The organism is Streptomyces sp. NBC_00178, assembly GCF_036206005.1.
GTDB lineage: Bacteria > Actinomycetota > Actinomycetes > Streptomycetales > Streptomycetaceae > Streptomyces.
In genome coordinates this window covers 2136052-2147901 of record NZ_CP108143.1, presented here as the reverse complement: position 1 = coordinate 2147901, position 11850 = coordinate 2136052, and the positions used below count along the sequence as shown (strand labels likewise).

Here is an 11850-nt window from a genome sequence, read left to right as displayed (position 1 = left end):
GGGTGGCCGGGGCAGCTGTATTCCTGCGCCGGTGGCCGCGAGACCCCGGTGCGTGGGATGCGTCCGCGTCCCACGATCCGTTGCCGAGCTGAGGAGGGGCGGCGCATGACGACGATCGCCGTGACCGGACACATCGACCTGACCGAGGAGACCGTGCCGCTCGTGCGGGCAGCGCTGCGCGAGGTCCTCGGTCCGTACAGCGCGGGCCTCACCGGGGTGTCGTGCATCGCCGCGGGGGCCGATTCGCTCTTCGCGGAGGAGGTCAGCGCCATGGGCGGCCGCCTCGTCGTCGTCATACCGTCCCTCGACTACCGCGACGTCCATGTGAAGCCGCAGGACGGCCCGGTCTTCGACCACCTCTGCGAGGCCGCCGTCGAGGTGCACACCCTGCCGTACGAATCCGTCGGCCGCGCCGCCTACGAGGCCGCCAACTCCGAGCTGTTGAGACGTGCGGACCGGGTCGTCGCCGTGTGGGACGGGGCGCCGCCCTCCGGCCGGGGCGGCGGGACCGCCGACCTGGTCGAGGAGGCCCGCCGGGCGGGGGTGCCGGTGGACGTCGTGTGGCCCGACGGCGCCGCCCGGCGTGGCTGACCGTCCATCAGCGCCCGACTCACCTCCAGGGGCCGCCCGGCGCGGCCGACTCACCGTCCGCGGGTGGCCGACGACACCGCGAGGGCCAGGCCCCCGCACAGGACGGTCACGACGAGAGAGGCGAAGAACAGGGCGACCAGCCAGCCCGGGTTCCCTCCGGTGAGGGTCCCGTCCGCGGAGGCGCAGGCCACCTCCGTCGGGAAGCGCTGCCGGCGGATGTCGTGGCAGGTGTTGGGGAGGTCGTCGTTCACCGCGTACGCCTTGATCCAGCACAGGGCCCAGGCCGTCAGGAACACGCTCAGCGCGGTGAGCGTGATCCTGCGGAGCGGTCGGGGGCCCTCAGGAGAGGGTGCGGAGCGTGCCGGGGTCCCGGGTATGTCGGGCTGCGTCATGGCCGGAGGGTATCCGGGCGCCCCGTGGTGCGTACGCCGGTCAGCGCGGCGCGGGCGTCCCGCCCGCCGCGTCCGGGGACCCGGCGCCCGGAGCCCGGTCCTCCGTGCGGAAGTCCCGGCCCATCTCGTCGAGGATCTCGTCGATGACCTCGCCGGGCTCCCGGGCCAGGTCTTCCTCGATCCACATGCGCATCGCGATCCGGAGCGAGGAGAGGAAGGCGGCCGCCAGGACCATCGGCCGCACCGGCCCGCCGCCGGGCCCGCGGCGCAGGGCTATGGCGTCCGCCAGATCCCTCTCCATCGCCGCGTGGTTGCCCAGCTGGCGGGCGAGGAGCGAGGGGTGGCCCATGGCCAGCCTCGTGCGGACGGCCCACTCGCGCTCCGGGGGAGCGACGCGTTCGGAGAACTCCGCCACAGCCGCCCTGAGTGCGGTCCACGCGGGTTCGTCCGCGGGGCGCTCGCGGACGGCTCGGACCAGCGAGCCGATCTGCTGCTCCTCGCCGTAGAGGAGGGCGTCCTCCTTGTTGGTGAAGTAGTTGGAGAAGGTCCTGCGGGAGATGCCGGCCGCGTCCGCGACCGCCTCCACCGTCACGTGGTCGAAGCCGTTCTCGACGGTCAGGCGCAGTGTCGCCTCGTGCACGGCCTGCCGGGTGGCTGCCTTCTTGCGCTCGCGCAGTCCCACAGAGCTCTCCATACGGCCATTATCTACCGCCTCCACGTGGTGTGCGGCGGGCAGAATCCGGCGGGGCCCACGTCCCGACGCGCATGTGCGGTGAGGCACCGGCATGAGGCCGCGGACGCGCGGACGCGCGCCCCGTACCTGCCGATGCGCACCGCCGGCACGGGTACCGCTCCTTCGGGGGTCGGGTAGTCTGACCCCTCCCGAGACCGGGACCGACCCAGGAGGTGAGACCCATCAACGCTGTCGCAGGACGGGTGCTCACCTCTCGTCGTCGCCGGCCCCGACGGGTCTGAGCGGCCGCGGAGCGCCCATCGGTTTTTCCCGAAAGGCTCCGCCCCATGCAGGAATTCCCTCCGCTCGATCTCTCCGCAGTCGTCACCACGCTGCGCGCCGCAGGCTGTGTATTCGCCGAGGACGAGGCCGGCCTTCTCCTCTCCACGGCCGACGGACCCGCCGAACTCGCCGCCATGGTCGAGCGGCGCGCGGCCGGCCTCCCGCTCGAACACGTCCTGGGCTGGGCCGAGTTCTGCGGGCTGCGGATCGCGGTCGACCCCGGGGTCTTCGTGCCCCGCAGGCGTACCGAGTTCCTCGTCGGGCAGGCCGCCGCCCTCGCTCCGGAGCGGGCGGTCGTCGTCGACCTGTGCTGCGGTTCGGGGGCGCTGGGCGCCGCCCTGACCGCCTCGCTGCCCGGGGCCGAACTGCACGCCGCCGACGTCGAACCCGCGGCGGTGCGCTGCGCGCGGCGCAACGTCGGTGACCGGGGGACGGTCTACGAGGGCGACCTGTTCGAGCCCCTGCCGCGCTCCCTGCGCGGACGCGTCGACGTCCTCCTCGCCAACGTCCCGTACGTGCCGACGGGTGACGTCGCGCTGCTGCCCCCGGAGGCACGCATCCACGAGCCGCGCGTGGCGCTCGACGGCGGTGGCGACGGCCTCGACGTCATGCGGCGCGTGGCCGCGGAGGCGGCGTCCTGGCTGGCACCGGGAGGCAGTCTGCTGGTCGAGGCCAGTGAGCGGCAGGCGGCGCGGGCCCAGGAGGCGCTGCGCGGCAGCGGGCTGATCCCGCGCGTCGTCGTCTCCGAGGAGTGGTACGCCACCGTCGTCATCGGTACGCGCCCGCGCTGACGGCCGTCCCGCGATCCCCTGCGGGCTGAGGGCCGTCCCGCGATCCCCGGCGGGCGCGGGCGTCACGGATCACGGGACCGGCGCCACGGCACCGGCGCTCAGCCGTCCGGACGGGCCGTGGGCTTCCTCCACCCCCGTCCGGGCGGGCCTGGAGGAAGCCGGGCCTGCGCCCCCTCTCCGTATTCACCCGCACAGGGCTAGGCTCGAAGGGCGGACATGTGGGGTCGGCTGGCGGGAGAACACGGAATGACGACGGTGCCGGGACGCAGGAGCAGTACGTTCACCAGGCTGCTGCGGCACGGCTTCACCGATCCGTCCGCCGCCGAGAGACTGCTCGATCTGCCCGAACTGTCGTCCGTACGGGCCGATCCGGTCCTCTTCGACGCGCTCGGGGCGACCGCGGACCCCGATCTCGCGCTGAACAGCCTCGTGCGGCTCGTGGAGGCCGAGGAGCCCGCCGAGCGGCAGGTCCTCCTCGACACCCTCGTCACGGCCAAACCGCTGCGGGACCGGCTCCTCGGCGCACTGGGCGCCTCGGAGGCGCTCGGGGACCATCTGGCGCGGCATCCGCACGACTGGCACGCCCTCGTCACGTACGAGGCCACCGACCTGCACCCCGGAGTCCCCGAGTTCGAACGCATGCTCGACGACGTGGTGGACCCGGACGGGCTGCGGGTCGCCTACCGCAGGTCCCTGCTGTCCATCGCGGCCCGCGACGTGTGCGGGACGACGGACGTCGCCCAGGTCGCCGCCGAGCTGGCCGACCTCGCGACGGCCACCCTGCGGGCCGCACTCGCCATCGCGGGCGCCGCGGCCCCCGCCGACGCCGCGCAGTGCCGGCTGGCCGTCATCGCGATGGGCAAGTGCGGCGGGCACGAGCTGAACTACGTGTCCGACGTCGACGTGATCTTCGTGGGCGAGCCCGTCGCCGGGGCGGAGGAGAGCGGCGCCCTGCAGGCCGCCACCCGCCTCGCCGCCCACATGATGCGCATCTGCTCCGACACCACCGTCGAGGGCACCATCTGGCCCGTGGACGCCAACCTCCGCCCGGAGGGCCGCAACGGGCCCCTGGTGCGGACCCTGTCCTCCCACCTGGCCTACTACCAGCGCTGGGCGAAGACCTGGGAGTTCCAGGCCCTGCTGAAGGCCCGGCCGGTGGCCGGCGACCCCGGCCTCGGCGCGGAGTATGTCGCCGCCGTGTCACCGCTGGTGTGGCAGGCCGCGGAACGGGAGAACTTCGTCGGCGACGTGCAGAAGATGCGCCGCCGGGTCGTCGACAACATCCCCGTCGACCGGATCGACCGTGAGCTCAAGCTCGGCCCCGGCGGGCTGAGGGACGTCGAGTTCGCCGTGCAGCTCCTGCAGCTCGTCCACGGCCGCAGCGACAGCACCCTGCACTCCGGGTCCACGCTGGAGGCCCTGCGCGCCCTCGCGGCCGGCGGCTACGTCGGCCGGGCCGACGCCGCCCAGCTGGACGAGGCCTACCGCTTCCTGCGCGCCATGGAGCACCGCATCCAGCTCTACCGGCTGCGCCGCACGCACCTGGTCCCCGAGGACGAGGCCGACCTGCGGCGGCTCGGGCGCTCGCTCGGGCTGCGCACGGACCCGGTCGCCGAAATCAACCGGGCGTGGCGCCGGCACGCGTCCGTGGTGCGGCGGCTGCACGAGAAGCTCTTCTACCGGCCGCTCCTGGACGCGGTCGCCCAGCTCGCCCCCGGTGAGAGCAGGCTCAGCCCCAAGGCCGCCGTCGTACGCCTCGAAGCCCTCGGCTACGCCGACCCCGCGGCGGCGCTCCGGCATCTGGAGGCCCTGTCGTCCGGGGTGTCCCGCAAGGCGGCCATCCAGCGCACGCTGCTGCCGGTGCTGCTCGGCTGGTTCGCGGACTCCGCCGACCCGGACGCGGGACTCCTCGGCTTCCGGCAGGTCTCCGACGCGCTCGGCAAGACCCCCTGGTACCTGCGCCTCCTGCGCGACGAGGGCGCCGCCGCCGAGAACCTCGCCCGGGTGCTGTCCGCCGGGCGCCTCGCCCCCGACCTGCTGATGCGGGCCCCGGAGGCCGTCGCGATCCTCGGCGACCCCGAAGGGCTGAAGCCGCGCCGGCGCGAGCACCTGGACCAGGAGGTGCTCGCCGCGGTAGGCCGGGCGCAGGGCGCCGAGGCGGCGGTCGCGGTGGCGCGCGGGGTGCGGCGGCGGGAGCTGTTCCGCACGACGGCGGCCGACCTCATCGGCTCGTACGGCACCGAGGACAGCCCGGCGGAACCCGATCCCGGCGCGCTGGTGGACCGGGTGGGCTCGGCGGTCACCGACCTGAACGCGGCCACGCTCTCCGGGGCCCTGCGCGCCGCGGTCCGCGCCCGGTGGGGGGACACCCTGCCGACCCGGTTCGCCGTCATCGGGATGGGCCGCTTCGGCGGGCACGAGCTGGGGTACGGCTCCGACGCCGACGTCCTGTTCGTGCACCAGCCCCGGGAAGGGGTCGACGACGAGGAGGCGACGCGGGCCGCCAACACCGTCATCACCGAGATGCGCAGGCTCCTGGAACTGCCGACCGCCGATCCGCCGCTCCTCATCGACGCCGACCTCCGTCCCGAGGGCAAGAGCGGCCCCCTCGTCCGCACCCTGAAGTCGTACGCGGCGTACTACCGGCGGTGGTCGCTGGTCTGGGAGAGCCAGGCGCTGCTCCGCGCCGAGCCGATGGCCGGTGACGCGGACCTGGGCCAGGAGTTCGTCGAGCTGATCGACCCGCTGAGGTATCCGGTCGAGGGCCTCGGGGACGACGCCGTGCGCGAGATCCGCCGGCTCAAGGCGCGCATGGAGTCCGAGCGGATGCCGCGCGGCGCCGACCCGACGCTCCACACCAAGCTGGGCCGGGGCGGGCTGAGCGACGTCGAGTGGACCGTGCAGCTGATGCAGATGCAGCACGGCTGGGCCGAGCCCGGGCTCCGGACCACGCGCACCCGGGAGGCCCTCGCGGCGGCGTGCGCGGCGGACCTGATCCCGGCCGAGGAGGCGCAGACGCTGGACGAGGCCTGGGTCCTCGCCTCACGGGTGCGCAACGCGGTGATGCTGGTGCGCGGCCGGCCGGGCGACACCTTCCCCTCGAACCCGCGCGAACTGACCGCGGTGGGGCGCTACCTCGGGTACGAGCCGGGGCACGTCGGCGACATGCTGGACGACTACCGGCGGATCACCCGGCGGGCACGGGCCGTCGTCGAGGAGAGGTTCTACGGCGCGCTCGGCTGAGCGGCCCCGGCCTCCGGGCCGGGCGCACGTCGGGAGGGTCCGCGTGAAGGGGTTGTCCGCCCGGAGCGCTCCGGGAAGGGCTGTCCGGAGGGTTCCGGCGGGGTCAGGCCTTCTCGGCGGCGCTCGACGCGGTGGCGCGCGGACGCACGCGTGGCCCGGGATTGCGGCGCAGCGCGCGCAGGCGTCCGGCGCGGGTGGCGACCTGTTTCGGCAGGCGGTGCGGCAGCACGCCGTACCAGGCGTACGAAAGCGCGAGGCCGAAGCTCAGGCACACCATGCCGCCCACCGCGTCCAGCCAGAAGTGGTTGGCGGTCGCCACGATCACGACCAGCGTGGCCATGGGGTAGAGCAGGCCCAGGATGCGCGCCCAGGGCGCGGACGCCAGGGCGAAGATGGTCAGGCCGCACCACAGGGACCAGCCGATGTGCATCGACGGCATCGCCGCGTACTGGTTCGACATGTGCTTGAAGTTGCCCGAGGCCATCGACCCCCAGGTCTGGTGCAGCATCACGGTGTCGAAGAACCCCCCGCCGCTCATCAGCCGGGGCGGGGCCAGCGGGTAGAGGTAGTAGCCGAGGAGTGCCACGGCGGTCGTCGCGAACAGGACGAGGCGGGTGGCCGCGTAACGGCCTGGATGGCGGCGGAACAGCCAGATGAGCACACCGATGGTCACGACGAAGTGCAGTGTCGCGTAGTAGTAGTTCATCGACACGATCAGCCATGTCACCGAATTGACGGCGTGGTTGACCGATTCCTCGAAGGCGAGTCCGAGGCTGTGCTCGACCGACCAGATCCAGTCGGCGTTCCGCAGGGCCGCGTCCTTCTGCTCCGGTACCGCGTTGCGCACCAGTGAGTACAGCCAGTAACTGACCGCGATGAGCAGGATCTCGAACCAGAGGCGCGGACGGCGCGGGGCCCGGAGGGTCGTGAGCGAGAACCGGGTGCGCAGGCGTGACCCGCTGACCGCGCGCGTGGAACCGGACTCCGTCCCTCCGTCCGCGACGGGTGACGGGGTGGCCGCCGTGCGGTCCTGCTGTGTGGTCACGTGCGATTCACCCATAGGCGCAGAGTCTGCCAGATACGTCCCCCTCCGCCCGATGATCCTACGGACGGGTTCGGCTTGCACGTTCTGTTCCTCACGGGCGGGGGCGGCCTGCCGGGGACGGGCCCGGCCCGGAGGCCGTCGAACCGCGTACGACCAGCTCGGGCATGAACACGAACTCGCTGTGGGGTGCGGGCGTGCCACCGATCTCCTCCAGCAGCGTGCGCACGGCGGCCTGGCCCATCGCCGTCACCGGCTGACGGATCGTGGTCAGCGGCGGGTCGGTGAACGCTATGAGGGGGGAGTCGTCGTAGCCGACCACCGAGAGGTCCCTCGGGACCTCCATCGACAGCCTGCGCGCCGCCCGGATCGCGCCCAGCGCCATCATGTCGCTCGCGCACACCACCGCGGTGCACCCGCGCTCGATCAGCGCAGAGGCGGCTGCCTGGCCGCCTTCGAGCGTGTACAGGGAGTGCTGGATCAACTCCTCCACGGCACCGGCCGTGAGATCCAGCTGCTCCTGCATCGTGGCGTGAAATCCCTCTATCTTGCGGAGCACCGGCACGAAGCGCTTGGGTCCGACCGCCAGGCCGATGCGCTGGTGGCCCAGGGCCACCAGGTGCGTCACCGCGAGCCGCATCGCCGCCCGGTCGTCGGGGGAGATGAACGGCGCCTGCACCTTGGGGGAGAAGCCGTTGACCAGCACGAACGGGACGCCCTGGGCCCGCAGTTGCTCGTAGCGCTGCATGTCCGCCGAGGTGTCGGCGTGCAGCCCCGAGACGAAGATGATGCCCGAGACCCCCCGGTCGACGAGCATCTCGGTGAGCTCGTCCTCGGTGGAGCCGCCCGGCGTCTGGGTCGCCAGCACCGGCGTGTAGCCCTGCCTGGTCAGCGCCTGGCCGATCACCTGGGCCAGGGCCGGGAAGATGGGGTTCTCCAGCTCGGGCGTGATCAGGCCGACCAGGCCCGCGCTGCGCCGGCGCAGGCGCACGGGACGTTCGTAGCCGAGCACGTCGAGCGCCGCGAGGACGGATTCGCGGGTGGCCGCTGCGACACCGGGCTTGCCGTTCAGAACGCGGCTGACCGTCGCTTCGCTGACCCCCGCCTGAGTTGCGATATCGGCAAGCCGTGCGGTCATGAGGGGACTGTACCGGGCGCGTGTCGGATTGCCCACCATGCGCGGTATTCGGGCAGTCCGACCCGGTCGGCAGCGCCTTCGGGGCCCGCGGCGGCAATTTCTTGCAAGAGCTTGCGGACGGTTCTCCGCCCACCCGATCCGATCGTCCTACCGGCGGACGCATGGTCCTGGCCAGGCATGGGCAGGCATCCGCCGGTTCCGTCAAGAGGCTTGACGGCAACCTTGCGGACACGCCAATGTAACGATCGCCGGTGCTTGCAGAAATCTTCCGCAAGGTCTTTCGGTCGTCTTTCATCCTTGTTACGTTCACGTCGACCCGGCGCCGCGACGGAGCGGTACGGCAGTTGAAGGAGTTCAGATGCGACGTGGCATAACGGCCACCGCCCTGGTCGCGGCCCTGGCGCTCGCGGCGACCGCCTGCGGCAGCGACGACGAGTCCGGCGGCAGCAAGAGCTCGGGCGAGCTCTCCGGCACGGTGACGTGGTGGGACACCTCGACCGTCGGCAGCGAGGACAAGGTCTTCAAGAAGCTCGCCGAGGGGTTCGAGAAGAAGCACCCGAAGGTCGACGTCAAGTACGTCAACGTCCCCTTCGGTGAGGCGCAGAACAAGTTCAAGAACGCCGCCCAGGCCGGTGCCGGTGCCCCCGACGTCATCCGCTCCGAGGTCGCCTGGACCCCCGAGTTCGCCGACCTCGGCTACCTCGCCCCGCTGGACGGCACCGCCGCGCTGAAGGACCAGGACGACTTCCTGGAGCAGGCGGCCGCGTCCACGAAGTACAAGGACAAGACCTACGCGGTCCCGCAGGTCATCGACTCCATGGGCATCTTCTACAACAAGAAGATCTTCGCGGACGCCGGTGTCGAGGTCCCCAAGAACATCGCCGACCTCAAGACCGTCTCCAAGACGATCAAGGACAAGACCGGCAAGACCGGCCTCTACCTCCGCGGCGACGACGCGTACTGGTTCCTCTCCTTCCTCTACGGCGAGGGCGGCGACCTGGTCGACGCCTCCTCCAAGTCCGTCACCGTGGACAAGCCCGAGGGCGTCAAGGCCTTCAAGACCGTCAAGGACCTCGTCGACTCCGGCGCAGCGAAGACCGACGCCACCGACGGCTGGGAGAACATGCAGTCGTCGTTCAAGGACGGCAAGGTCGCGATGATGATCAACGGCCCCTGGGCCGTCGCCGACACCCTGACCGGCAAGGAGTTCGCCGACAAGGCGAACCTCGGCATCGCCCCGGTCCCGGCCGGCTCCGCCGGACAGGGCGCCCCGCAGGGCGGTCACAACCTGGCCGTGTACGCGGGCTCCAAGAACCTGGACGCCTCCTACGCGTTCGTCGAGTACATGACCTCGGTGGAGACCCAGGCGCAGACCGCCGGTGAGCTGAACCTGCTCCCGACCCGCACCTCGGCCTACGCCAAGGAGCAGGCCGTCCACAGCGAGATCGTGCAGTTCTTCAAGCCCGTCGTCGAGACCGCCGTCGAGCGCCCCTGGATCCCGGAGACCGGCAGCCTCTTCGCGCCGCTCGTCACCGAGTACACCAAGGTGCTCACCGGCCAGACCACGCCGGAGAAGGCCGCCTCGACGACCGGCGACTCCTACCGCAAGCTCCTCAAGGGCTGGAAGTAACTCAGGAAGGCAGGCCGGCTGATGGCTGTCCACACCAGCCAGTCGGTGGCGAAGGCCGCGGGCGACGACGTCGCCCGCGGCCGGAGCCGCGGTACTGGTCAATCCGCTCCACCGAGCAGGCTCCGGCGGGCCATGTCGGTCCACTGGTACGCCTGGACCATGGTCGCCCCGGTCGTGATCGTGATCGGCGTGATCATCGGATACCCGCTGGTCCGCGGCATCTACCTGTCGCTGACCGACGCGAACGAGCGCAACGTCGCCCGGTCCATCGGTGTCAACGAACTGCCCGCCACCTACGAGTTCGTGGGCGTCGACAACTACGTCGACGCGCTGACGGGTACCCAGTTCCTCGGCACGCTCGGCTGGACACTGGTGTGGACGGTCTCCTGCGTGGGCATCACGTTCTGCCTGGGCATGGGCCTCGCCAACATCCTCAACCGCCGCATCGCCGGACGCTCCGCCTACCGCATGGCCCTGATCCTGCCCTGGGCCATCCCCGGCTTCGTCTCGGTGTTCGCCTGGCGCTTCCTCTACAACGAGGACCGCGGGCTGCTCAACAAGATCCTCGGCGGCGCCGGGATCGACGGCATACCGTGGCTCAACGACCCCACGTGGGCCAAGCTGTCGGTCATCGCCGTCAACGTCTGGCTCGGCGTGCCGTTCATGATGGTCGCCCTCCTCGGCGGGCTGCAGTCGATCCCCGCGGAGCACTACGAGGCCGCGGAGATGGACGGCGCCACCGCCTGGCAGCGCTTCCGGCACATCACCCTGCCCGGGCTGCGCCCGGTGTCCACGACGGTGATCCTGCTCTCCACCATCTGGACCTTCAACATGTTCCCCGTGATCTTCCTGCTGACCCGCGGCGGACCCGGTGAGGCCACGCAGATCCTGGTGACGCAGGCGTACAAGTTCTCGTTCGAGATCAGCCCGCGCGACTTCGCGCAGTCCTCCACCTGGGGCGTGCTGATCCTCGTACTCCTGATGCTCTTCGCCATGGTGTACCGGCGAGTGCTCCGCACGCAGGGAGACAACTGGTGACCACCGCCACGGCAACCCCGAGCCGGCACGGCGCGCGCAAGGTCCGCCGCCGCGGCGACCGCTCGCCGGCCGCCTCCGTCGCCCTGCACCTCACCCTGATCATCGCCTCGGTGATCGCGGTCTTCCCGGTGCTGTGGGTCCTGCTGACCTCCCTGAAGCCGGCCAGGTTCGCGACGACGACGGACTTCTTCCGCGAGACGACGTTTCAGAACTACACGAACCTCATCAAGGACACCGAGTTCCTGAGCTGGTTCGGCAACTCGGTCGTCGTCGCCGGACTCTCCACCGTCATCGGGGTCTTCGTCTCCGCCACCACCGGTTACGCCGTCAGCCGCTTCCGCTTCCCCGGCAAGCGCGGGCTGATGTGGACGCTGCTGATCACCCAGATGTTCCCGGTCGCCGTCCTGATCGTGCCGATCTACAACATCATGTCGACCATCGGCCTGCTCAACCAGCCGGCCGGCCTCGTCATCACCTACCTCACCATCTCGGTGCCGTTCTGCGCCTGGATGATGAAGGGCTTCTTCGACACGATCCCCATGGAGATCGACGAGTCGGGGCAGGTCGACGGGCTCACCCCCTTCGGCACGTTCTGGCGGCTCATCCTGCCGCTCGCCAAGCCCGGCCTCGCCGTCACCGCGTTCTACTCCTTCATCACCGCCTGGGGCGAAGTGGCCTATGCCTCCGCCTTCATGGTCGGCGACGAGAACCTCACACTCGCCGGCGGACTGCAGAAGTTCGTCAACCAGTACGGCGCCCAGTGGGGCCCGATGACCGCGGCGTCCGTGCTCATCGCCATCCCCGCCGCACTGGTCTTCCTCTTCGCGCAGAAGCACCTCGTCACCGGCATGTCCGCCGGAGCCGTCAAGGGCTGACGCGCCCAGTCCGCACGACCGCACGCCACGTCACGGCGGCGCCGGATCCCCGACCCGGTCCCGGCGCCGCCCCCCACCCAGACACCCCAGGGACG

The 11850-nt window shown here is 71.4% G+C and carries 10 protein-coding genes; 6 read left to right on the top strand and 4 right to left on the bottom strand.

From position 1 onward, the window contains the following. The first annotated feature begins 105 nt into the window (after positions 1-105). Positions 106-591, top strand: a complete 486-nt coding sequence (locus OHT61_RS09250; RefSeq protein WP_329036732.1) for a hypothetical protein — start codon at positions 106-108, stop codon at positions 589-591. A 50-nt stretch (positions 592-641) separates the two neighbouring features. Here the strand turns inward: OHT61_RS09250 and OHT61_RS09245 are convergent, their stop codons facing one another. Then, positions 642-983 (bottom strand): hypothetical protein, encoded by a 342-nt coding sequence (locus tag OHT61_RS09245; protein ID WP_329036731.1) that lies wholly within the window; start codon positions 981-983, stop codon positions 642-644. Positions 984-1023: 40 nt separating this feature from the next. After that, a complete protein-coding gene (locus OHT61_RS09240) occupies positions 1024-1677 on the bottom strand; it encodes an acyl-CoA-like ligand-binding transcription factor (protein ID WP_329036729.1) in 654 nt (217 codons plus the stop codon). 326 nt (positions 1678-2003) lie between these two features. Between OHT61_RS09240 and OHT61_RS09235 the strand changes: the two genes are divergently transcribed. Both OHT61_RS09235 and OHT61_RS09230 read left to right on the top strand, forming a co-directional pair. After that, a complete protein-coding gene (locus OHT61_RS09235) occupies positions 2004-2789 on the top strand; it encodes a putative protein N(5)-glutamine methyltransferase (protein WP_329036727.1) in 786 nt (261 codons plus the stop codon). Between the two features lie 246 nt (positions 2790-3035). Then, positions 3036-6032, top strand: a complete 2997-nt coding sequence (locus OHT61_RS09230) for a bifunctional [glutamine synthetase] adenylyltransferase/[glutamine synthetase]-adenylyl-L-tyrosine phosphorylase (RefSeq protein WP_329036726.1) — start codon at positions 3036-3038, stop codon at positions 6030-6032. Positions 6033-6135: 103 nt separating this feature from the next. Here OHT61_RS09230 and OHT61_RS09225 read toward each other — a convergent pair whose 3' ends face one another. Continuing rightward, complete coding sequence (locus OHT61_RS09225) at positions 6136-7092, bottom strand: phosphatase PAP2 family protein (RefSeq protein WP_329036724.1); 957 nt, start codon at positions 7090-7092, stop codon at positions 6136-6138. 76 nt (positions 7093-7168) lie between these two features. Next, complete coding sequence (locus OHT61_RS09220; RefSeq protein WP_329036721.1) at positions 7169-8212, bottom strand: LacI family DNA-binding transcriptional regulator; 1044 nt, start codon at positions 8210-8212, stop codon at positions 7169-7171. Between the two features lie 358 nt (positions 8213-8570). Here OHT61_RS09220 and OHT61_RS09215 point away from each other — a divergent pair, with 358 nt between their 5' ends. Genes OHT61_RS09215 through OHT61_RS09205 form a run of 3 tightly spaced genes read left to right on the top strand, consistent with a single transcriptional unit; the run spans position 8571 to position 11755 of the window. Then, positions 8571-9842, top strand: coding sequence for an extracellular solute-binding protein (locus OHT61_RS09215; RefSeq protein ID WP_329036719.1), 1272 nt, complete (start codon positions 8571-8573; stop codon positions 9840-9842). A 21-nt stretch (positions 9843-9863) separates the two neighbouring features. Then, on the top strand, positions 9864-10880 hold the full coding sequence (locus OHT61_RS09210) for a carbohydrate ABC transporter permease (protein WP_329036717.1): 1017 nt from the start codon (positions 9864-9866) through the stop codon (positions 10878-10880). Beyond that, positions 10877-11755: a sugar ABC transporter permease gene (locus tag OHT61_RS09205; protein WP_329036716.1), complete on the top strand. Its 879-nt coding sequence runs from the start codon at positions 10877-10879 to the stop codon at positions 11753-11755. The genes OHT61_RS09210 and OHT61_RS09205 overlap by 4 nt, the downstream gene beginning before the upstream one ends. Positions 11756-11850: the final 95 nt, after the last annotated feature.

Excerpts from the sequence above, each read along its gene's own strand:
- OHT61_RS09250 (WP_329036732.1), top strand. The coding sequence starts at position 106 with ATGACGACGATCGCCGTGACCGGACACATCGACCTGACCGAGGAGACC.
- OHT61_RS09245 (WP_329036731.1), bottom strand. The coding sequence starts at position 983 with ATGACGCAGCCCGACATACCCGGGACCCCGGCACGCTCCGCACCCTCT.
- OHT61_RS09240 (WP_329036729.1), bottom strand. The coding sequence starts at position 1,677 with ATGGAGAGCTCTGTGGGACTGCGCGAGCGCAAGAAGGCAGCCACCCGG.
- OHT61_RS09235 (WP_329036727.1), top strand. The coding sequence starts at position 2,004 with ATGCAGGAATTCCCTCCGCTCGATCTCTCCGCAGTCGTCACCACGCTG.
- OHT61_RS09230 (WP_329036726.1), top strand. The coding sequence starts at position 3,036 with ATGACGACGGTGCCGGGACGCAGGAGCAGTACGTTCACCAGGCTGCTG.
- OHT61_RS09225 (WP_329036724.1), bottom strand. The coding sequence starts at position 7,092 with ATGGGTGAATCGCACGTGACCACACAGCAGGACCGCACGGCGGCCACC.
- OHT61_RS09220 (WP_329036721.1), bottom strand. The coding sequence starts at position 8,212 with ATGACCGCACGGCTTGCCGATATCGCAACTCAGGCGGGGGTCAGCGAA.
- OHT61_RS09215 (WP_329036719.1), top strand. The coding sequence starts at position 8,571 with ATGCGACGTGGCATAACGGCCACCGCCCTGGTCGCGGCCCTGGCGCTC.
- OHT61_RS09210 (WP_329036717.1), top strand. The coding sequence starts at position 9,864 with ATGGCTGTCCACACCAGCCAGTCGGTGGCGAAGGCCGCGGGCGACGAC.